Source organism: Burkholderia sp. BCC1985, from assembly GCF_905339915.1.
Taxonomy (GTDB): Bacteria; Pseudomonadota; Gammaproteobacteria; order Burkholderiales; family Burkholderiaceae; genus Burkholderia.
In genome coordinates this window covers 1-21,967 of sequence record NZ_CAJPGY010000068.1, presented here as the reverse complement: position 1 = coordinate 21,967, position 21,967 = coordinate 1, and the positions used below count along the sequence as shown (strand labels likewise).

At 69.4% G+C, this 21,967-nt stretch carries 18 protein-coding genes and 4 pseudogenes; 16 read left to right on the top strand and 6 right to left on the bottom strand.

Annotated elements, in window-relative coordinates:
- Nucleotides 1-164 precede the first annotated feature (164 nt).
- The 16 genes and pseudogenes from U4Z31_RS35100 (at nt 165) to U4Z31_RS35025 (ending at nt 18,348) form a co-directional block, all read left to right on the top strand.
- Complete coding sequence (locus U4Z31_RS35100) at nt 165-2,660, top strand: KR domain-containing protein (protein WP_321812799.1); 2,496 nt, start codon at nt 165-167, stop codon at nt 2,658-2,660.
- Between the two features lie 20 nt (nt 2,661-2,680).
- Complete coding sequence (locus tag U4Z31_RS35095) at nt 2,681-4,066, top strand: flavin-containing monooxygenase (protein WP_321812798.1); 1,386 nt, start codon at nt 2,681-2,683, stop codon at nt 4,064-4,066.
- Nucleotides 4,063-4,779 (top strand): ABC transporter ATP-binding protein, encoded by a 717-nt coding sequence (locus U4Z31_RS35090; RefSeq protein WP_124667589.1) that lies wholly within the window; start codon nt 4,063-4,065, stop codon nt 4,777-4,779. The genes U4Z31_RS35095 and U4Z31_RS35090 overlap by 4 nt, the downstream gene beginning before the upstream one ends.
- Nucleotides 4,776-6,185 (top strand): ABC transporter permease, encoded by a 1,410-nt coding sequence (locus U4Z31_RS35085; protein ID WP_321812797.1) that lies wholly within the window; start codon nt 4,776-4,778, stop codon nt 6,183-6,185. Before U4Z31_RS35090 ends, U4Z31_RS35085 begins: the two co-directional genes overlap by 4 nt.
- Nucleotides 6,186-6,236: 51 nt before the next feature.
- Nucleotides 6,237-7,016, top strand: coding sequence for an outer membrane lipoprotein-sorting protein (locus U4Z31_RS35080; protein ID WP_124892451.1), 780 nt, complete (start codon nt 6,237-6,239; stop codon nt 7,014-7,016).
- 20 nt (nt 7,017-7,036) lie between these two features.
- Nucleotides 7,037-8,341, top strand: a complete 1,305-nt coding sequence (locus U4Z31_RS35075; RefSeq protein ID WP_415750328.1) for a hypothetical protein — start codon at nt 7,037-7,039, stop codon at nt 8,339-8,341.
- Nucleotides 8,342-8,357: 16 nt separating this feature from the next.
- A complete protein-coding gene (locus U4Z31_RS35070) occupies nt 8,358-8,774 on the top strand; it encodes a DUF4345 domain-containing protein (protein ID WP_321812795.1) in 417 nt (138 codons plus the stop codon).
- A complete protein-coding gene (locus U4Z31_RS35065) occupies nt 8,767-9,921 on the top strand; it encodes a triacylglycerol lipase (protein ID WP_321812794.1) in 1,155 nt (384 codons plus the stop codon). Before U4Z31_RS35070 ends, U4Z31_RS35065 begins: the two co-directional genes overlap by 8 nt.
- 18 nt (nt 9,922-9,939) lie before the next feature.
- Nucleotides 9,940-10,950, top strand: coding sequence for a lipase secretion chaperone (locus U4Z31_RS35060; protein WP_321812793.1), 1,011 nt, complete (start codon nt 9,940-9,942; stop codon nt 10,948-10,950).
- A 423-nt stretch (nt 10,951-11,373) separates the two neighbouring features.
- Entirely contained in the window at nt 11,374-12,150 is a 777-nt protein-coding gene (locus U4Z31_RS35055; protein ID WP_124487617.1) for a Crp/Fnr family transcriptional regulator, read from the top strand.
- Between the two features lie 140 nt (nt 12,151-12,290).
- Nucleotides 12,291-14,690, top strand: a complete 2,400-nt coding sequence (locus U4Z31_RS35050) for a putative bifunctional diguanylate cyclase/phosphodiesterase (protein WP_321812792.1) — start codon at nt 12,291-12,293, stop codon at nt 14,688-14,690.
- A 20-nt stretch (nt 14,691-14,710) separates the two neighbouring features.
- Nucleotides 14,711-15,448, top strand: coding sequence for a TenA family transcriptional regulator (locus tag U4Z31_RS35045; RefSeq protein ID WP_044848403.1), 738 nt, complete (start codon nt 14,711-14,713; stop codon nt 15,446-15,448).
- A 117-nt stretch (nt 15,449-15,565) separates the two neighbouring features.
- On the top strand, nt 15,566-16,312 hold the full coding sequence (locus tag U4Z31_RS35040) for a response regulator transcription factor (RefSeq protein WP_321812791.1): 747 nt from the start codon (nt 15,566-15,568) through the stop codon (nt 16,310-16,312).
- Nucleotides 16,313-16,518: 206 nt separating this feature from the next.
- Nucleotides 16,519-16,698 (top strand): annotated as a pseudogene (locus U4Z31_RS35035) (acyl-CoA dehydrogenase C-terminal domain-containing protein); the annotation flags it as partial.
- Between the two features lie 140 nt (nt 16,699-16,838).
- The gene (locus tag U4Z31_RS35030) at nt 16,839-17,819 is read left to right on the top strand and encodes an NADPH:quinone oxidoreductase family protein (RefSeq protein WP_321801527.1); all 981 of its coding nucleotides are present in this window, start codon (nt 16,839-16,841) and stop codon (nt 17,817-17,819) included.
- A gap of 91 nt (nt 17,820-17,910) precedes the next feature.
- Entirely contained in the window at nt 17,911-18,348 is a 438-nt protein-coding gene (locus U4Z31_RS35025; protein WP_124487621.1) for a nuclear transport factor 2 family protein, read from the top strand.
- Between the two features lie 83 nt (nt 18,349-18,431).
- Here U4Z31_RS35025 and U4Z31_RS35020 read toward each other — a convergent pair whose 3' ends face one another.
- The 6 genes and pseudogenes from U4Z31_RS35020 to U4Z31_RS34995 all read right to left on the bottom strand — a co-directional run.
- Nucleotides 18,432-18,632 (bottom strand): hypothetical protein, encoded by a 201-nt coding sequence (locus U4Z31_RS35020; RefSeq protein WP_257775134.1) that lies wholly within the window; start codon nt 18,630-18,632, stop codon nt 18,432-18,434.
- 425 nt (nt 18,633-19,057) lie between these two features.
- Nucleotides 19,058-19,711 (bottom strand): DUF3331 domain-containing protein, encoded by a 654-nt coding sequence (locus U4Z31_RS35015; protein WP_321812800.1) that lies wholly within the window; start codon nt 19,709-19,711, stop codon nt 19,058-19,060.
- A pseudogene (locus U4Z31_RS35010) lies at nt 19,711-19,986 on the bottom strand (efflux transporter periplasmic adaptor subunit); the annotation flags it as partial. The pseudogene U4Z31_RS35010 and the gene U4Z31_RS35015, both read right to left, overlap by 1 nt.
- Nucleotides 19,987-19,998: 12 nt before the next feature.
- Nucleotides 19,999-20,142 (bottom strand): annotated as a pseudogene (locus U4Z31_RS35005) (FUSC family protein); the annotation flags it as partial.
- Between the two features lie 126 nt (nt 20,143-20,268).
- The gene (locus U4Z31_RS35000) at nt 20,269-21,222 is read right to left on the bottom strand and encodes a LysR family transcriptional regulator (protein ID WP_044848437.1); all 954 of its coding nucleotides are present in this window, start codon (nt 21,220-21,222) and stop codon (nt 20,269-20,271) included.
- 666 nt (nt 21,223-21,888) lie between these two features.
- A pseudogene (locus U4Z31_RS34995) lies at nt 21,889-21,967 on the bottom strand (hydrolase); the annotation flags it as partial.

The following is a 21,967-nucleotide window of genomic DNA, read 5'->3' as shown; positions in this document are numbered from 1 at the left end:
CAACGCCAACGCCGACACCGACGCCGACACCGACGCCGACGCCGACGCCGACGCCGACGCCGACGCCGACACCGACACCGACACCGACACCCGGCGCCGAGCAACCGGCGAGCGCGGCATCACCCACGCCCGTTCATTCCGCCGGCCCTACGCTGGCGCCGGACGTGCTGGCCTTTCTGCAGCGCGACGCGATCGCGGACGACGCGCCGCAGCGCACCGACGCCACGCCGACGCACCGCTTCACCTGGCGGCCGGTCGAGATCGAGCCGCTGCCCGACCTGCCGGCGGCCGAGCTGAGCGGCAAGCGGATCGCGATCGTCAACGGCCGCGGTTGCACGGTCGAGCGCGTGGTGGCGACGCTCACGCGCGCCTGTGCGAAACCGGGCGTGTTCGCGCCGGCCGACGGCGTCGATCCGGCAACCGCCGCGAGCGCGTTCGTCGCGCAGTCGGGGCCGTTCGACGGGATCGTCGATCTCGGCATCGAAGCGCCGTTCTCGCTCGACGTGCGCGATCAATGGGAAGCGCCGCTGCGCCGCACGGTCGCACTGCTGCAGGCGTGCTACGGCGACTGGTCGCAGGAAGCATCGACGTCGCGGCTGTTCTATCTGGCGCTCACCTGGCAGGACGGCCTGATGGGCCATGGCGACGGCCCGCTCGTGCAGCCGCTCGGCGGACTGTGGGCCGGCCTCGCGAAGACGCTGCCGCAGGAACTGCCGAACTGCAACGTGCGCGTGCTCGACATCGCGCCCGACGAAACGGGGCGCGTCGATCAGCTGATCGCGCGCGAACTGTACCGCTGGGGACGCTTCGAGGTCGGCCACCGCGGCGGACGCCGCCATACGCTCGTCGCGACCCGCGACGATCTGCCGGCCGACGCGGCGCCCGACTGGGCGCCCGACGACGTCGTGCTGTTCTCGGGCGGCGCGCGCGGCATCGGTTTCCTGGCCGCGTGCGCGCTCGCAAAACGCCATCGCTGCACGGTGATCGTCACCGGGCGCGATGCGTTGCCCGCCGGCGACGAGCCGTGGCTCGCGCTCGACGACGCGGGCTTCAAGCGCTACGGGCTCGAGCAACTGCGCCAGGCGACGCCCGAGCGATCGCCGAAGGCGATCCGGGATGCGCTGCGGCAGCTCGAACGCCGTCGCGACCTGAAGGCGTCGCTCGACGCCGTGGCCGCGCTCGGCCTGCCGGTGCACTACCGCGTATGCGACGTGACCGACGCGGAGGCCGTGCGCACGCTGTGCGACGCATTCGGCGACCGGCTGCGCGCCGTGATCCACAACGCGGGCATCGATCAGCCGGTGCGCTTGCCGCGCAAGAGCGCCGACGAGTTCATCGGCACCGCGCGCGTGAAGGTGCTCGGCTTTCTCAATCTCTACGCGGCGGTGCGCAACCGGCCGCGCGTCGACTGTTTCGTCAACGTCGGCTCGCTGACCGGCCGCTGGGGCGGAATGACAGGCGAGACCGACTATGCGGCCGCGAACGAGGCGCTGGCGCGACTCGGCTGGTGGGCGCGGCGCGACGCCGGCGAGCGCGTCGTGAAGACGATCGCGTGGCCGACGTGGGACGGTGTCGGGATGATCACGAACCTCGCCGTCACGCGGCGCTACGTAACGCCGATGCGAATCGACGACGGCGTGCGCCACTGGCTCGCGGAACTCGCGGCGCCGGCGAATCCAGCGAATCCAGCGTCATCCAGCATCGGCGAGCCGATGTACATGGGCGCGGTCGGCCGCGCACTGACGCCGATCCAGCTGCGCGGGTTCGACGCGGTGGAAGGCTTGCCGAACCTCGGCGAACTCGCGACGCGCCGGCATCACGCGGGCGCGCCGCGACGCTTCCGGCCGTTCGCTTGCTTCTCGACGCGCTATCGCACGGCCGGCGCACCGTACACGCATGCCTTCCGCGTCGATGGCCGCGCGGCCGTGCCGGCGTCGCTGCTGCTCGAGCACGCGCGCGTCGTGGCCGACTGGGTCGCGCCGCCCGGCGGCGAGCGGGCCTGCCTGCAGGAAGCCGTTGACATCACGATCGCGCTCGACGCGCTCGCCGACGCGCTCGACGGCCATGGCGATCTCGCGCTCGACACCGACGTGAGCGGCCGCATGGTGGCCGACGGCTGGCACGTGACGGTGCGCTGCGCGTCGCTTGCCGCCCGCGTGCTGCTCGATGCGACGTTCGTGTACCGCGGTCACCCACCCGGCGGCACGACCGTCGCGCTGCCGCGCGAGACGGAGGACGGCCCGGCCCGGCGGTCCGCACGCGCGAGCTGGCGCGACGACTTGTTGCCCGAGGCCCGATGGAGCGGCGGCATCGCGCAGGCGAAGGCCGCCGACCCCGCCGCGCTGTGGGGTGTACAGGGTGTGCAGGGTGATGCAGGGCGCGTGCCGTGTCCGCAGCTGTGGCTGCCGGTCAATCACCTGGAAAACGTGCTGCGCGTGCTGCTCGGCGCGTGGCCCGCCGACGGCGAGCCGCCGCACGCATGGCGCATCGGCCGCATCGTGTTCGGCGCCGCGCAGGCGGGCGACGCCGACATGCTGCTGCGCTATCCGGACGATCGCTTCGCGATCGCGGATCGCGCGGGCGCATCGATCGCCGACCTGTACGACGCACGGCTCGCCGGCGCGACCGACACGCAAGCCGTGACGGCGTCGGCTACTTGAACGGGAAGAGGAGGTTCACCATGACGGAGCGCAACGACGGCGCGCGGTACTGCATCATCGGCGCGGGCGCGGCGGGCATCACCGCCGCGAAGAACCTGCTCGCGGCCGGCATCGGCTTCGACGTGATCGAGCGCGAGGACGACGTCGGCGGCAACTGGTACTACGGCCGCCCGAGCGGCGCGGTGTATCGCTCGATCCACATGATCAGCTCGAAGCGGTTTTCCGAGTACACCGATTTTCCGATTCCCGACGACTATCCGACCTATGCACGCGGCGACCAGGCACTCGCGTATCTGCGCGCGTACGCGCGGCGCTTCGGCGTGTACGACCGGATCGAGTTCGGCCGCTCGGTGCTCGAGATCGCACCGGTGCAGGGCGGCACGCAGTGGCGCGTGGAACTGGATCGCGGCGAGGTGCGGACCTATCGCGGCGTGATCGTCTGCAACGGCCACCTGTCGCATCCGCAACTGCCCGATTATCCGGGGCGGTTCGACGGGCTGCAGCTGCATTCGTCGCAGTACCGCACGCCGGAGATCTTCGACGGCAAGCGCGTGCTCGTGGTCGGCGCCGGCAATTCCGGCTGCGACATCGCGGTCGAGGCGTCGCATCGTGCGCGCGCGGTCTTCCACAGCACGCGTCGCGGCTACTACTACTGGCCGAAATTCCTGTTCGGGATGCCGGCGGACGAGTGGGCGGAATGGCCGCTGCGGCTGCGCATGCCGCTGTGGGCGCGGCGCTTTTTCGGCGAACGGCTGCTGCGCCTGACGACGGCCGGGCAACCCGAACACTACGGGCTGCGCAAGCCGGACCACAAGCTGTTCGAATCGCATTTCATCATCAACTCGACGCTGTTCTATCACCTCGGACACGGCGACCTCGACGCGCGGCCGGACGTGCGCGAACTGAAGGGCGATCGCGTCGTGTTCGTCGACGGCAGCGAGGAGGCGATCGACGTGATCGTGTACGCGACGGGCTACCAGCCGAGCTTCCCGTTCATCGACCAGGCGCACCTGCAATGGCGCAAGCCGCAGCCGTCGCTGTACCTGAACCTGTTCGACGCGCAGCATCGCGACCTGTTCTTCATCGGGCTGTTCCAGACCTCGACCGGCAACTGGCCGTTGATGGACTACCAGGCGCAGCTGCTCGCCCGCTACCTGCATGCGCGCGACGCGGCGCCGCGCAAGGCCGCGCGCATCGACCGGCTGATCCGGCGCGGCCGCTCTGACTGGAGCGGCGGCATCGCGTTCCATCGCACGCCGCGGCACGTGATCGAGGTCGAGCATTTCGCGTATCGGCTGCAGCTGCGACGGCTGATACGCGGGTTGCCGGCCGTGCCCGGCGTTGTGGGCGCGGAGGCGTCGAAGGCGGCGCCGGCACACGCGCTGCGCGCGGGAGGTGCGTCGTGAGCCTCGTGCATGTCGAACACCTGTCGAAGACCTACCTGCTCGACAGCGTGCGCGTGACCGGGCTCGCCGACGTGTCGGCGACGCTCGACGCGGGCCGCTTCACCGTGCTGAGCGGCCCGTCGGGCAGCGGCAAGACGACGCTGCTGAACCTGATCGGCTGCATCGACCGCCCCGACAGCGGGCGCGTGACGATCGCCGGTCACGACACGGCGTCGCTGTCGGACGATGCGCTGTCCGATTTTCGCGCGCGTCATGTCGGCCACGTGTTCCAGACCTTCAACCTGCTGCCGGTGCTGTCCGCGTACGAGAACGTCGAGTATCCGCTGCTGATGGCGGGCTGGTCACCCGCGCGGCGCGCGGCGCGGGTGCGCGACCTGCTCGACGCAGTCGGCCTGGCCGACAAGGCGCGGCACCGGCCGAGCCAGCTGTCGGGCGGCCAGCGCCAGCGCGTCGCGATCGCGCGTGCGCTCGCGGCCGAGCCCGCGATGGTCCTCGCGGACGAACCCACCGCGAACCTCGACAGCGCGACCGGGCACGCGATCATCGCGTTGATGCGCGCGATCCAGCGCGAGCGCGACGTGTCGTTCATCGTGTCGTCGCACGATCCGGAGGTGGTGAAGGTGGCCGACGCCGTGATCCGGATTCTCGACGGCCGCATCGTCGGCCACGAACGAGCCGGCGACGACACGGCGACGCAGGAGGTGTACCGATGACCCATACGCTGATGCTCGCGCTGCGCAACCTGCAGCGCAACCGCCGGCGCTCGCTCACCACGCTGCTCGCGATGATCGTCGGCGTCAGCGCGATCCTGTTGTTCGGCGGCTTCAGCCGCGACATCACGCTCGGCCTGCAGACCGACTTCGTGCAGCGCAGCGGCCACCTGCAGATCCAGCGGCAGGGCTATTTCCTGTACGGGACGGGCGACCCGGCCGCGTACGGGATTCGCGGCTACCCGGCGCTGATCGAACGATTGCGGCACGACCCGCAGCTCGCGCCGCTGCTGCAGGTCGTCACGCCGACGCTGCAGTTCGGCGGGATCGCCGGCAATTTCGCGGCCGGCGTGTCACGCACCGTGATGGGCTTCGGCGCGATTGCGGACGATCAGTACCGGATGCAGCAATGGAACGCCTACGGGTTCCCGCTGCAGCCGCGCACATTCGCGTTGCGCGGCAGCGCCGGCGACGCGGCGATCGTCGGCCTCGGCGTCGCGCGCGTGCTGCACCTGTGCGGCCCGCTGCGCGTGCCGGATTGCCGCGATGCGCCGCCGGCCCCGGCCGAGCCGCCCGCCGACGGGCCGGCCGCGACCGCGCCGCCCGACGTGCTCGCGCTCGCGCAGGCCGAGGCCGGCACGCGGCCGGCCGCCGACGGCGCGCCCCATGTCGAAGTGCTGACCGCGAGCGCGGGCGGCGCGCCGAACGTCGGCCGCTTCTCGGTCGTGAAGGCGGACCAGCAGGGCGTGAAGGAACTCGACGACGTGTATCTCGCGGTGCACCTGCCGCAGGCGCAGCGGCTCGTCTACGGCGGCGCCGCGCCGCGCGCGACCGCGATCGAGATCCAGCTCGCGCGCACGGCCGATCTGCCGGCGGCGCGCGCGCGCATCGAACAGCTGCTGCACGGCGGCTTCGACGGCCAGGCGCTCGACGTCGTCGATTTCGCGACGCTGAACCCGTTCTACGACCAGACCAACCGGATGTTCTCGGTGATCTTCGGTTTTGTGTTCGTGCTGATCAGCGCGATCGTGCTGTTCGTGATCAGCAACACGATGAGCACCGCGATCATCGAGCGCACCGTCGAGATCGGCACGCTGCGCGCGATGGGCATGCGGCGCGGCGGCATCCAGGCGCTGTTCGTCTGCGAGGGCGCGCTGCTCGGCGTGGCCGGCGCGTCGCTCGGCGTGCTGGTCGCGCTCGCCATTGCCGCGATCGTCAATCGCAGCGGGCTGGCCTGGACGCCGCCCGCGCGGATCGACGCGGTCGCGCTGACGGTGCGCGTGTGGGGCGAGTGGCGAACCATCGCCGTCACGTTCGCCGGGCTCGCGTGCGTGGCCGGGCTGTCCGCGTGGCTGCCGTCGCGGCATGCGGCGCGGCTGTCGATCGTCGATGCGCTGCGGCACGTGTGAGGTCGCCCGATTGCCGCGTTTTTCGTTCACTTCACTTTCGGGAGAGCGCCCGTGCGTCGCCTGTTCGTTTCATGCTGTCTGAGTCTTTCGTTCCTGGCCGGCGTCGCGCGTGCGCAGCCGGCGCCCGATCCGCAGAAGGTGCTCGCGGCGAGCGACGCGATCCGCACACCGGAGAAATCGTTCGTGCTGACCGCGACGCTCGTCGAGTACCGGTCCGGCAAGCAGGTCGACGGCAATACGCTGTCGATCCATTCGAAGCCCGACGCGCCCGGCGGTGCGTTCCGCACGCTGGTGCGCTTCGTCGCGCCGGCGCGCGACACGGGCAAGCTGATGCTGAAGAACGGCAACGACCTGTGGTTCTACGATCCGGCGAACCAGGCCAGCGTGCGGATCTCGCCGGACCAGCGGCTGCTCGGCCAGGCCGCGAACGGCGACGTCGTGACGGTCAATCTCGCGCACGACTATACGGCCGCGCTGAAGGGCGTCGAGGACATCGTCGACGGCGACCGGCAGACCCGTCGCGCGTACCGCCTTGCGCTCGCCGGCCACGGCGACGGGCTCACGTACCGCCGCATCGAGATCTGGATCGACGCGGCGAACAACCGGCCGCTGAAGGCACGCTTCTATTCGGAAAGCGACCGGCTGCTGAAGACCGCGTTCTATCGCCGCTACACGATGCAACTGGGCGTCGAGCGGCCGACCGAGACCGTCATCGTCGACGGGCTCGACAGCAACTGGGTCACGGTCATGCGTTTCTCCGACTACGCATGGCGCGACATTCCCGATGCATGGCTGCAGCGCGACTACCTGTCCCGCTTCCAGGCGCAATGACGGCGCGGCGCCGAGGCCGGATCGCCGCGCTCGCGTTCGTGCTGCTGCCTGCGCTCGTGCGTGCAGCGGATGCGGGTGGGGCGGGTGGAGCGGGTGCGGCGGACGGCACGGCCGGCGTCGACGCGGCCGACGCCGCGGCGCTCGCGCTGGCCGACCAGCCGGCCGCGACGCCCGCCGACACCGCGAAGCCGTGGAAGCTGAACGTGCAGGACGCGCTGCGCGCGAGCCGCTATCGCGACGGCGGCGAGGCCGGCCGCAACCAACTGTCGATCGAGTTCGAATACGGCCAGTGGCTGACGCCGTCGTTCGCCGCGCATTTCTCGATGCGCTTCGACCGCTTCGATCCGCTCGGCACGTCGCGCACGTCGTCGCGCGACGTGACGCTCGTGAAGGAAGCGTATGCGAGCTGGCGCGCGTCGCCCGCGTTCGTCGTCGACGCGGGGCGCGTGAACGAGCGGCTCGGCGCGGCGATCGGCTACAACCCGACCGACTTCTTCCGGGCCGGGGCGGTGAGTCTCGACGTGCCGCCCGATCCGGACAGCCGGCACACGAACCGGCTCGGCACGGTCGGGCTGCGCGCACAACAGGTGTGGGACTCGGGCTCGCTCGCGGCGCTGCTGTCGCCGCGGCTCGAGCGCCGCAGCCTGCCGGGCGATCCGGCCGCTTCATCCGACCTGCAGCGCACCAACGGCGTCGACCGCTGGATGCTCGTCGCGAGCCAGCGGCTCACCGCGGCGATCCAGCCGCAATGGATCGTCTACGGCGAAAGCGGGCAGGCGCCGCAGTTCGGCCAGAATCTGAGCGTGCTGCTCGGCAACTCGGTGGTCGCGTACGTCGAGTGGACGGGCGGCTACCGACGCTCGCTGATCGCGCGTGCCACCGGCGCGGCCGACGATCGTGCGTTCCGCACCAGTTCATCGGTGGGCGCGACGTGGACGCTGCCGGTCGACCTGTCGCTGACCGCCGAATTCCAGAGCAACGGCGGCGGCGCAAACGCGGCGCAATGGCGGTCGTTGCAGCGCGCGAACCCGCTCGCTTGGGGCCGTGCGGTGCAGACCTCGATTGCCGCGCAGGAACTGCAAACCCGTCACGGCGTGTTCGTGATGGCGGCGTGGCGCAATGTCGGCGTGCGTCGCCTCGACCTGTCGGGTTTCGTGCAGGCCGATCTCGGCGGCGGCCGGCAATACTGGCTCGAGTTGCGGCGGCGTTTCGACCGCTTCGACGTCGCGCTGCAATGGCTGCATCAGGGTGGGCCGTCGTGGAGCCGCTTCGGCGCGATGCCGGAGTCGACAAGCGTTCAGGTGCTGGGCATTTTTTATCGATGACGCAAGGAGAATTCGAATGAGCAAACGCGCGCTTCAGGCGGCGACCGCCGTGCTTGCGCTGGTTCCGACGATCACCGGAGTGCTCGGCATGATGGGCATCCATGATCCGCTGTACGCGTCGCTCGACATCGCGCTGCCGGCCGACGCGACGCTGGACGGCAACCTGCGTTTCCATGCGGGCGTCTGGCTCGGGCTCGGGCTCGCGGCGTTTTCGGTGATCCCGCGCATCGAGCATCAGGGGCGGCTGTTCGCGACGCTGTGGATGATGATCTTTCTCGGCGGTATCGGGCGGCTGATTTCGCTCGCGGCGCTCGGGCTGCCGTGGCCGCCGTTCGTCGGCTTCACGGCGCTCGAAGTCGTCGGCGCGCCGCTGTTCATCGCATGGCAGCGGCGCGTGGCCGCGCATGCCGCATGGGAGCACGCGAATGCATGACTTCGACATCTACCGGCGTATCGCGGCGCGTCGTCGTGCCGATGCGGCCGTGCGGGGCATCGCGGCGGCGTTCCTGCACGCCGTGGCGGCGCGACGCGTATCGCTCGGGTACGCGCGGTTCATCGCCCGTATCGCGCTGCTCGCGTGGGTCCTGCTGGGCCCGGCGCAGGCCGGCGCGCAGACGGCCGTCGACGACTACGCGGCGACCCGCTATCCGATCATCCTCGTGCACGGGTTGACCGGGACCGACGACTATTTCGGCATCCTGCCGTACTGGTACGGCATCCAGGCCGATCTTCAGCGGCATGGCGCGACCGTCTACGTCGCCGACTTGTCCGGCTTCCAGGGCGACCTCGGCCCGAACGGGCGCGGCGAACAGTTGCTGGCCTACGTCAAGCAGGTGCTCGCGGTCACGGGCGCGGCCAGGGTGAACCTGATCGGTCATAGCCAGGGCGGGCTGACGTCGCGCTACGTGGCGTCGGTCGCGCCCGCGCTCGTCGCGTCGGTCACGACGATCGCGACGCCCCACCGCGGCTCGCAGTTCGCCGATTTCGTGCTGGGCGCGCTGAAGCTCGACCCGACCGGCCTGTCGACGCCAATCTTCGGTGCGCTGCTGAACCTGTTCGGGATCCTCACCAGCGACACGCACAACACGAACCAGGATGCGATCGCCGCGCTCAACGCGCTGAGCACGTCCCGTGCCGCGCAGTTCAACCAGCTGTTCCCGAGCCCGGGGCTCGGCGCCGGCGCGTGCGGCACCGGCGCACCGGTCGAGACGATCGGCGGCAACGTGCATCTGCTGTACTCGTGGAGCGGGGCCGCGTATCAGCCGGTATCGCTGCTCGGCATCGTGACCGGCGCGGTCGACACCAGCGTGATTCCGGTCATCGATCCCGCGAACGTGCTGGATCCTTCGACGCTCGTGTTCCTGACGGCCGGCAATGTCATGGCGCTGGCCGGCGCCGGCCCGAACGACGGTTTCACGTCGACCTGCAGTGCGCGGTTCGGCACGGTGATTTCGACGCGCTATCGCTGGAATCACTTCGACGCGATCAACCAGCTGCTCGGCGTTCGCGGCGCCTATGCGGAAGACCCGGTCGCCGCGCTGCGCGTGCAGGCAAACCGGCTGAAGCAGCAGGGCGTCTGAGCGATGGAGGTCCGGACCATGCTGTCCCGCGCGGTGTTGTACGGCGCGACCGGAGCGATCGCCGCGGCCGCCGTTTGGCACGCGTTCGGTCGTCAGGCTGCGTCGGCGGCTGCCGTGGCCGCCACGGATACCGCGCCGCCCGGCCACGCCGCGCCGAGCGGTGCGGCGGTGCCGCGGCCGGTGCTTGCCGTGTCCGATGTCACGCTGCCGGCCTCGCTCGCGGGCGCGCGTGCGCCGCGCCTGCCGGTCGGGCCCGGCGGGCGCCTCGCGCACGTGCATGCGGTGCGGGAATTCTTCGATTACTTTTTGCTTGCGCAGCATGACCTGACGCCCGCGGCGCTCGATGCGCTGGTCGCGCACGAAATCGCTTCGCAGCCGATCGGCGCGCCGGCTCGCCGCGATGCGCTCGACCTGTGGCCGCGCTATCGTGCGTGCATCGCCGCGTTCGACACGCTGCCGGGCGCGCTGCCGGCAGGCGCCGGTCTCGATCCGGACGGCATCGCCGGCGAACTCGAGCGGCGTGCGGCGCTCGCGCGCCGCTGGCTCGGCGACTGGAGCGCGCCGTTCTTCGACGCGGAATTGCGGCGGCAGCGCGGCGATCTCGACCGGATCAGGATCGCGCGCGATCCGACGCTCGATGACGCGCAGAAGCGCGCACGCCTCGCCGCACTCGATCAGGCGTTGCCGCCGGACGAGCGCGACGCACGCGAGCGCGCGGCGCGCCAACGCGATGCGCTTGCAACGCTCGCGCGGCTCGACGGCCAGCGCGCGACGCCCGATGCGCTGCGTGCGCAGCTCGGCGCCGAAGTCGCCGCGCGCGTCGAGCGGATGCAGCAGGGCGACGATGCGTGGCGGGCACGCTATCGCGATTACGCGGCCGAACGCGACCGGCTCGACGCACAACCGCTTGCGCCCGACGCGCGCGACGCGCAGCTCGCGCAATTGCGGCAACGCGACTTCCCGGATCCGGCGGACGCATTGCGGGCCGCATCGCTCGACGCGGGCCGGGCCACGGCATCGGCGCACTAGCACCCGTCTCGGACGTGCACGCCGTCACGGCGCTCACACCTGACGAGGGAGAAGTGTGGGATAACCCACATTTTCCGCATTCTTTTCGATTCGGGAATGATTTTAATTTCCAGTGTAAATCGCATTACCGCGCATTGACATTCATGCGCCGTTTTCAATGATTCATTGCGCAATCCGTTTTATATGGGTGGGATTTAAATCGCTAATTTTTTATTGACAATGCAAGTATCTTCGGATGGCGAGCCGAACTGTCAAATTACTTCATGTAACAAAAGCGGAGTGTCGCGTACGGTTGGGCTGCGTGATACCTTTTTGCTCAATGTCACCGCGCTGAAAAGGCGGAGAAACCGTTAAACCGGTGCGGTGAAAACAGCAGGAAGGTCCGGTGGCCGAGGGGCAGGGATACAACGTACGAGGTGCGCCGTGATACATCAGGCCAACAACGTCATCGAGTTGCCGCATGCACTTGGTGCCAATCATTTCCTGTCAGCGCTCGACGGAATTAACCGTTCCGAATTGGCGCCTCATCTGATGCTTTCGAATCTCGAGACCGGCCAGGTGCTGTGCGATGCCGGCGAGAATCTGGAGGCCGTCTATTTTCCGGTGACGGCGGGCATTTCCCTGCAATACACGGCGGGCGGCAAGACGACACTCGGCGTGACGGAAATCGGCCGCGAAGGCATCGTGTGCGACGACGTCATCGGCAGCGCGATGCAGCGCCGCGTCGTCGTCTACCGCGGAGGGTTCGCGTACCGGCTGTATGCGCGCCGCTTCGCGGACGCGTGCGACGTGTCGGCGGCGATCCGGCGGCAGGTCTTCGTGCGGATGCAGCTGGCGTTGTCCCAGGCGTCGCAGGTCATGTTCTGCAGCCGTCATCACGTGATGCGGCAGCAACTGGGCCGCTGGCTGCTGATCGCCTACGAGCGCGCACGCAGCATCGAAATCCCGGTCACGCACGGCATGCTGGGGCAGATGCTGGGCGTGCGCCGCGAGACCGTCACCGATGCCACGCGGCAGCTTCACGAGCTCGGCCTGATCCATCAGCATCGCGGTGCCATCGTGCTGACGGATCTCGCCGGTCTCGAACGGCAGGGCTGCGATTGCCATCGGGTCGTGCGCGACGAAACACGCCGCATTCTCGCGACCGATGCCGGTACGGATGCCGGCGCCGAGTTGTCGCGCCGCGTCCGGACGACATAGTCGCCGGCACCGCGTCGTGGCGCGATGGCATGCACGGCGGCGCGGCGCGCAAAGGGAACGGGGAGGTGCCTGGCGCAGGCGGTGCGGCGACGCGTCGGGCCGGCGGCATCGACAAGAATCAGAAAAACAGTCATTCAGGTATGGAAAACATTTCGAAGCTCCAGAGTCAGCGCAGCTCGTTCCACGTGTGGCCATGGAGTCCGGCGCTCGGCATCCTGCCGATCGTCGTCGTGGTCGTCGCGCTGGCCGGGTTCGTCGCCGTCAGCCTGATCGTAATCATGTCGTTGCGCGTGTACGTCGGCGGCGAAAGCAGCTGGTCGAAGGCGCAGAAGGACGAGATCCTGCTGCTGAGCCGCTACGGGCAGACCGGCGACGAAAAGCTGTTCGACGAATACCTGGCGGTCGACCGGACCCTCACCTTCCTCGGCGCCGCGCGCCGCGCGATGACCAGTACGCCGCCGGACCACGGCGTGGCGCGCCAGGCGCTGATCGAGGCGGGCATCAATCCGGTCGATGCGGCGGCGGTGGTGTGGTTCTACCCGATCCTGAGCAGCTTCGCACGCCTGAACGCCGCGTTGCAATACTGGGAGGACGCGGACCGGCAACTGGTCGACCTGCGCAGGATCGCCAACGCGCTGCACGCGTCGGTGCATGCGGACGACGTCCGGCGCACGAGCAGCCTGAACCACGCGATCTGGGATCTCAACGCGCACATCGAACCGCTGCCGAAGCGCTTTTCCGACGAACTGAGCGCCGAATTCCGCTCGGCCGTCATCCAGCTGTTCCTGTCGTACATCGTGGCCTCGCTGCTGATCATCCTGCTGTCGGTGCGGTGGGCGAGCCGCGCGCAACGCCAGCAGGTGTCGATGCAGACCGAGCTGGACCGGAGCCAGGCATTCGCGGCAGCCGCGCTGCGCTCGGTCGCCGATGCGATCGTCACGATCGGCCTCACGCGCGGTATCGAGACCGTCAATCCGGCGGCCGAGCAGCTGCTCGGCACGTCGTCGCGGCAGTGTGTCGGCAAGCCGATCAACGACGTGCTGGACCTGATCGACACGTCGACGGGCATGTCGATCAAGCTGCTCGCGTCGCTCGGCAACCGCAGCGACCCCACGTTCACCCGCGATCTCGACCTGATCCGCGTGTGCGGCTCGGCGGTGTCGGTGCGCGCGTCGCTGTCGAAGATGGACAACGCCGCGGGCCGCTGCGTCGGCTACGTGCTGATCCTGCGCGACATGACGCGCGAACACCAGTTGATCGAGAAGCTGACCTGGCAGGCGTCGCACGATGCGCTGACCGGCCTCATCAATCGCACGGCGTTCGAGCGGCGCCTGGGCGACGCGCTGGCGCAGCGCGGCGGCGGGATGCTGCTGGTGCTCGACCTCGACGGCTTCAAGGAAGTCAACGACGTGTGCGGCCACGCGGCGGGCGACGCGCTGCTGCGCGACGCGACCGCGGTATTCGCGCGCTGTCTCGGCCACGACGACGTGTTCGGCCGGCTGGGCGGCGACGAATTCGGCATCCTGCTGCCGGCCGGCCGCGACGGCGCGCCGGACGGCGGCAAGGCGGAACGCCTGCGCGCGAGTCTCGAGGACTTCACGTTCCTGTGGGAAGGCGAGCCGTTCAAGCTCAGCGTGAGCATCGGCGTGCTGGATCTCGCGTGCCGGCCCGAGAGCGTCGAGAAGGCGATGCAGATGGCCGACGTCGCGTGCTACGTCGCGAAGGATCGCGGCCGCAACCGCGTGCATGTCGCGGATTCGCGCGACATGCATTCGAGCCGCCAGGCGTATCACACGCAGTGGAGCCGGCGCGTGAAGACGGCGCTCGAGACGAATTCCTTCCAGTTGTATGCGCAACCGATCGTGCCGATCCAGCCCGCGCTCGGCGCGCGGGAGCGCGCGGAGATCCTGCTGCGCATCCCCGACGCCGACGGCAAGCTGATCTCGCCGGTGTTCCTGCCGGCCGCCGAGCGCTACGGCCACATGACGATGATCGACCGCTGGGTCGTGCGCACCGTGATCCGGCGCCTCGCGCGGCTCGAACAGCGCCGCTACGTCGAATACAACGTGAACCTGTCGGCGATGTCGATCACCGACGAGCGCTTCGTGGAGTTCGTGATCGCCGAACTGTCGGCGTCGGGGCTCGACCCGTCGCTGCTGTGTTTCGAGATCACGGAGACGAGTGCCGTGCGCAACCTGGAGGTCGCGTCGCGCTTCATGTGCGAGCTGCGCGACCTCGGCTGCCGCTTCGCGCTCGACGACTTCGGCGCCGGCATGTCGTCGTTTTCGTATCTGCGCCAGTTGCCGATCGACTACCTGAAGATCGACGGCGGCCTCGTGTCGACCATGACGTCCGACAGCATCAAGCGCGGCATCGCGTCCGCGATCAACGACATCGCGCACGTGATGCAGTACCGCACCGTCGCCGAGCACGTCGAGGATACGGCGACGGCCGAGATGCTTCGCGCGCTGGGCGTCGACTATTGCCAGGGCTATTACTTCAGCCGCCCCGCGCCCTGGCAGGAAGGGGGATTCCATTGAACCAAGCGAGGAACGAACGCATGAGTGCTCCATTTGAACTGACCGGCGACCTGATGGACCTGGCGAGCTATCCGGCCTGGCTGCGCGACGTGGTCGGCGCGACCGACGAACTGAAGGCGCGCGTCCGTGCGCATCCGGTGTTCGCGGCGATGAGCGGCGGGACGCTGCGCGCGTCGCAACTGCGCGCATTCTTCGTGACCGGCTGGGCGGTGGTCAGCCAGTTTCCGGAATACATGGCGATGAACCTGGTGAAGACCGCCGCCTATCGGTCGCGCGGCGACGAGAAGGCGCGGCGCTATCTGATCCGCAATATCCGCGTCGAGCAGAACCACGTCGATCACTGGGCCAACTGGGCGGCGGAATCGGGCGTGACGATCGACATGCTGCTGCGCGGCGACGCGCCGCTGGCCGGATTCTCGCTGAGCCACTGGTGCTGGAAGAGCGGCAGTACCGACGCGCTCGCGCCGAGCATCGCCGCGACCAACTATGCGATCGAGGGCGTGACGGGCGAGTGGAGCGCGCTGCTGTGCGCATCGCCGTACGAACGGCAGTTCGATCCGGCCGTGCGGCATCGCGCGATGCGCTGGCTCAAGCTGCATGCCGACTACGACGACCGGCATCCGTGGGAGGCGCTCGACATCGTCGCGACGCTGCTCGGCCAGTCGCCCGCGGCGCGCGACGTGCGGGACGTCGAGACGTCGATCCGCAAGAGCCTGAGCTATTTCCTGACGAGTCTCGATTGCTGCATGCATGTGTAGTCGCCGGCGTCGTGCGCGCGCGAGTTCGTGCGGGCCGCACCCGGCCGTTCCGGCTGGAAGGCGGGCCGGCGTGACGTCGCGATGCGCCGTGCGGGCCGTCGTGCTGGACGATTTTCCATGGCCACCCAAGTTCTCGTCGTAGAGCCCGATCCGCGCATGCGCGACAGGATCCGCGCGCTCCTGCGCGGCTGCCAGATCGATACGTCGGCGCTCGACGATGTGTCGATGCTGCTCGCGCACGTGAGCGCGGCACCGCCCACCCTGATCGTGTTGCGGGTCGAACGGCCGGCCACGACGTTCTACATGGCGCTCGGCGCACTGCGGCGCGCCGGTTACGACATGCCGGTGATCGTGATCAGCCGCGACGCGCGGGTGGTCGACAAGGTCGTCGCGCTCGAGATCGGCGCGGACGACTATGTCGTGGAGCCGTTCGAGCCGATGGAGCTGCTCGCACGCGTGCGCAGCGCGATGCGCCGCTACGCGCCGAACCGGCCGGAGTCGCCGCGCGGGCCGCGGAATGCCGAAACCTATGCGTTCGGCGACATCGAGGTGAATTTCGTCACGCGGCGCGCGACCCGCGCGGGAGACGACCTCGGGCTGCGCGCGAGCGAATTCGCGCTGCTCGAACTGTTCATCTCGCAGCCGCTGCGCGTCCTGTCGCGCGCGGAGATCCTCGCGCTGCTGGGGCTGACCGTGGCCGGACGCTCCGAGCGCGGGCTGGACGTGCTGATCTTCCGGCTGCGCAACCTGATCGAGCAGGCGGTCGGCGACTATCGCTACATCCGCACGGTGCGCGGCAAGGGCTACATCTTCGTGCCGCTCGGCACGCTGGCGGACGACGCGGACCCGCCGCCGCCCGCGTGAGCGGGGCGCGGGCACGTCGGGCATCGCGGCCGGCGTGTCGCGCGCCGGCATCGCCCCACCTTCACCTGCGCATGCCGCCATCGCCCCGGTTCGCCATCGGGGCGACCCGCCATTGTCGGTTTAGAACGACCGTGCTAAATTTCCCGCCAGCATTTGGCAGTCACTGACTCGATCATCCGGCTGCGGGGCGTTCGGCCGTCGGGCCCGTCGCGTGGCCGTGGCTCGACGTGACGCTCGCCGCGCACGGGCGCGATGGCGATTTCCAAGCCGGCAAGCGTGCCGCCGTGCGTTACTTCTTTCGCCGGGAGCTGCCGAAGGTGGGTGCGCAGCTCGACCTGCTGGCGAGCGCCGATACGACGACGCTCGAGATGCGCGACGCGTGGTTCAGAGCGCCGCGCAGCACGAATGACGGTGACGCGGCGCGGGCCGATGCGCGTGCGCTGCGCGCCGATCGCGCGGGCGCGTCCCGCTGCCGTATCGATGCCGTATCGCTGCGCGACGACGTCGCGCGAGGAGAGAGGAGAGCATGAAAGCCCTGTTGTGTACCGCATTCGGCCCGATCGACCGCTTGCGCATCGAGGACGTCGCGGTTCCCGAACCGGCCGCCGGCCAGGTGCGGATTCGCGTGAAGGCGGCGTCGCTCAACTTCCCCGATGCGCTGATCGTCCAGGGGCTCTATCAGGTAAAGCCGGCGCTGCCGTTCTCGCCCGGCGCGGAATTCGCCGGCGTGATCGACGCGGTCGGCGACGGCGTGAGCGCCTGGCGGCCCGGCGACGAGGTGGTCGCGTTCACCGGTCATGGCGGTTTCGCGGAGCATTGCGTGGCCGACGTGCAGCAGATCGCGGCGCTGCCGCCGGGGATGACGTTCGAGCAGGGCGCGGCGCTCGTGCTGGCCTACGGCACGTCGCTGCATGCGCTGCAGCAGCGCGCGCGCCTGCAGCAGGGCGAGACGCTGCTGGTGCTGGGCGCGGCCGGCGGCGTCGGGCTGGCCGCGATCGAGATCGCGAAGGCGCTGGGCGCACGCGTGATCGCGGCCGCGTCGAGCGCGGACAAACTCGCGCTGTGCCGCGCGGCCGGCGCCGACGACACGCTCGACTATGCAACCGAGGACCTGCGGCGTCGTGTCGACGAACTGACCGGCGGACGCGGCGCGGACGTCGTCTACGATCCGGTCGGCGGCGCGTACAGCGAGGCGGCGCTGCGCGCGACCGCGTGGCGCGGCCGGTTCCTCGTGGTCGGCTTCGCGGCCGGCGAGATTCCGAAGATCGCGCTGAACCTCGCGCTGCTCAAGGAGCGCGACATCCTGGGCGTGTTCTGGGGCGACGCGGTGCGGCGCGACCCCGCGCAGCATGCGGCGAACATGCGCCAGCTCGCGCAATGGTTCGCGGCCGGCAAGGTGCGGCCCGCGATCACCGAGCGCGTGCCGCTCGCGGGCGCGGCCGACGCGATCGCGCGCATGGCGAGCCGGCAGGTGAAGGGCAAGGTCGTGATCCTGCCGGACGCGTGACGACGCCGGCGCGGCATCATGCGGCGGCGGCCCGAGCGGGCGCCGCTTTCGAGCGGATTTCTTTCGTGTGACGTTACCGGAGTCGTTGAGCATGCAACCCCTGTCGAATCTGCAACCCGCCGTCGCGGCATCGCTCGCGACGTGGCACGCGATGCTCGCGCGCAAGGATTTCAGCGAACTCGACACGATCGTCCATCCGGACGCCGTGTTCCGCTCGCCGATGGCGTTCAAGCCGTACGGACCGGCGCCCGCGCTGCTGCTGGCGCTGCGCACGGTGCTCACGATCCTCGAGAACTTCGAATACCACCGCGCGTTCGCCGACGACGACGGCACGAGCGTCGTGCTGGAATTCAGTGCGACGGTCGGCGACAAGCGGCTGAAGGGGATCGACATGATCCGCTTCGACGTCGACGGGCGGATCGTCGAATTCGAGGTGATGATCCGGCCGTTCAATGCGCTGCAGGCGCTCGGCGCGGCAATGGGCGCGCGGCTCGGGCAGCAGTTGCCGGGGTTCAAGATCGGCGGGTGAGCGGCGGGCCGCCGGCCGGCGCGGAAAATGTCGCCGGCGCAACGCGACGGTCGCGCGCGCGTGCGGCGCCGGCCGGGCGCGCGTCAGTGAGTCTTGATCCTGACGCTGTAGCCCGCATCCTCGAACGCGACGACGAATTCCTCGGGGAACAGCCACGACTCGACCTTCACGTGCGACGTCGCGCAATCGATCTCGACCTTGGCGTCGGGATCGACGCGCCAGATTTCATGTTCGACCGCGCGGGCGGTATCGTCGTCGAGCGAGTGGTCCAGTACGAATTCCATGATCAATTTCCTGTTTTGACGGCCGCGTTCACACGCGCGAGAGCGGCCGGTTGGCGAACGAAGCCGATGACGTCGACGGGATCGGACAACATGGGTCGACGATACGCGCGATCGCGTCGAACGATAAGCCGGCATGCGCGTGACGCACTGTCGCCCGTTGATCAACGAATCCGGTGAAGCGTGGGCGAACGGGCTTCCGGAGTGCGAAAGATGCATTGCAGCCAAGATCGACTTGGCTCGCGGCGATGCGCGGCTCGCTTCGCGCCAGTGAATTGCCGATGCAGCAAGTACCGTTCCGCGCGATCGATGTTGCACGACACGGCACCGCATCACACCACGTACCACGCACAACGCAACGCGCTCCGCACCACGCACCACGCACCACGCATAACGCGCAACGCGCTCCGCGCTCCGCGCATCACGCATCACGCATCGAGCAACGCCACCGCATCGGCCGCGATCATCGCGAGGTGATTCGCGGGCCGCGGCCGGCCGGTCGGACGAAACACGGCCTCGCCCTGCACGATGGCGCGGCCCGAATACGCGCACCGTCCGTCGCGCCGGGCGACCGCGCGGCGCCATTTCTGTTCGCCGTAGTGCAGGCGGCCGCTTTCGACCCAGCGGACCAGCAGCGATTCGTGCGACCACTCCAGCAGCGTGACGTGAACCTGGCTGCGACCGGGTGACGAGATGCGCGGCGCGATGCCGACGGAAGAGACGGTCAGCATGATCGATTGCTTTCGGCGCGACCGCCGCGGCGCCGATCCGCATCGCGCGGCAACGAACGGCACTGCATCGGCCGCCCGGTGCGGCGCCGGAGTTCGTGAGTTACGCTGAATGCCATTGCCAGTCTCCTGCCGGCCGGCGAGGCCGGCGCGGGGTCGATCGAGGCCGCGCGCGCTCGACGCGGCGGGTTCGGGATGCGTCGACGGAGCGGGTGCGCAGTACATACCGCTCGCAGCGCCGACGAACGCCCAGTGTAAAAGCGCATGCCGGGCCACCGGAAGGCGCGCGAACAAGAACACGGTGTTGCCCGATATCGAACACGGGCGTGTGTGCCTGCGGCCGTACCACGGCATCAAGGGCGCGTATCCGGCGCCGCGCCGCGCGCCATCGCGTGCGGCATCGGGCGCACCGTGACCGTGCAGGTCCTGCCCGCCGCGAGGAAGCCGTCGCGCGGCATACCGTCCAGCCGGATCCGGACCGGCACCCGCTGCGCGAGCCGCACCCACGTGAAGATCGGGTTGACGTCGGCGAGCAGCGTCGCGCCGGCCGGATTGTCGCGATCGCTGATGCCGCGCGCGACGCTTTCGACGTGTCCGGTGAGCGACGGCCCGCCGGACAGCAGCCGGATCGCCGGCATCATCAGGATCACGACCGTCACCATCGCCATGCGCGGCGCTGCCAGCTCCAGCCGCATCGACACGCCCACCGCCAGCACGACGGCGACGATGGTCTTCGCGACATGGATCAGGCGCGCGCCGTCGGTTCGGCCGTATTCGCGGCTCATGCCGAGCAGCATGCGAGCGAACGTCGCTGCGTTGACAGGCCTGGCTAGCGCGGGCTTGGTCGGCGGCATGGCGTGACGGCAGGACGGATCCGGCGGGACGGCGGCGACACGGTGGCGCGCATCGCGTCAAACGGAATCCGTCGACAGCATTTCGGCATGCAGCTCCTTGTCCGTGCCGGCGGACGACGGCGGATCGAGCAGCGCGATGCGCACGTGTTCGATGAACAGCTTCAGCTTGTTGCTCGCGTACGGATTGCGCGGATAGACCGCGTAGATCACTTCGTCCTGCGGTGCTTCATCGGCGAGCACGCGCACCAGCCGGCCGTCGCGCAGGCAGTCGTCCGCGATGTAGCGCGGCAGCATCGCGATGCCGATGCCTTGCACCGCGGCGTCGCACAGCGTTTCGCCGTTGTTGGACAGGAACACGCTGCCCGGGCTGATCGCGCGCGGCTTGCCGAGGCTGCCGGGCGTCGTGAACGTCCAGGTGGCCGACGGCGCCGTATGGCTGTAGTTCAGGCAGCGGTGCTCGAGCAGCGCGTCGATCGAGTCCGGTTCGCCGTGAGCGGCGAGGTAGTCTGGACTGCAGACGACGACGCGCTCGCATGCGGCAACGCGGCGTGCGATCAGCGCGCTGTCGGGCAGTCGCGCGGAGCGGATCGCGACGTCGAAGCGCTCGACTTCGAGGTTCATCGTGCGATCGTCGGTGTCGAGCGTGACGCGCAGCTGCGGATGCGCGGCGGCGAAGGCCGCGACCGCCGGCCCGAGCAGGCGGCGAGTGAGACTCACCGGCGACGTGATGCGCAGCTCGCCGCACAGTCCGTGCGAGCGTTCCGCGATTTCCTCGGCGACGTCGACGAGCCGGCGCATCGATTCCGACGCGGCACGATAGAAGATCATGCCGTCTTCGGTCGGCGTTACGTTGCGGGTCGAGCGCATCAGCAGCTGCACGCCGAGCGTGCGCTCGAGGTCGCTGATGCGCTTGCTGACGACGGACTTCGACAGGCCGAGCCGGCGTGCGGATTCGGTGATGCTTTGCCGCTCGACGGCGAACAGGAAGGCCTGGATATCGTCTATGTTCAGGGATTTCATGATGCTGTCCGAGGGGCGTCGGGCATGAGTAAAGGGCGGCCGTTTGCTGCGCTGCCACGCATGCCGAGGCGATCGACGGGTGACGCGACGGCCGGCGGCCGGCGGCCGGCGGCGCGAATCGTGTGACGAAAGCGCGGCGCGCGGCGGCATTCGCCGAAACGGCTGCGACGCGTGGGAAACGCGACGCGCCGCCGGCATGTCGCGGCCGCGCGAACGACTTCGCGCGGCCGCGCTGCAACGCGGCGCGAACGGGCAGTTCGGGGGCGCGGCGGGTTACGCGAGCTTGATGCGAGTCCGATGCCGTTGGCAATCCGTATGAGTCCAAGCGTAGTGGAACGTGTCGCGTGTCGATAGCCGGGCCGGATGGTCCTCAGTGTTCCGTGCATGGAACGATCGATCGCGCCGCCGCCAGGGGCGGCGCGATCTGCGAATCGCTGCCGGTGCTTGCCGGCGCGGCGGCGGGCGTCAGGCGATCTGATCGAGGCGATAGACCTCCACCGTGTCGACGGCATCCCGGTCGCGGGCCTGGAACGCTGCGATGTGCGTGCGTATTCGTAACGGATCGGAGGGAATGCGTCGACGCAGGGTTGTGTCGCGGTTGCGACCGCCGGTATCCGGACGGTCACAACCGCACGAAACGGCATGCGCCGTCGCGGCTCAGCTCTTGTCGTACGAGAACTGGATGCCCGCGGTGCCGCCGGTTTCGATGAACAGGTTGATGAACGCGGGGACGGTT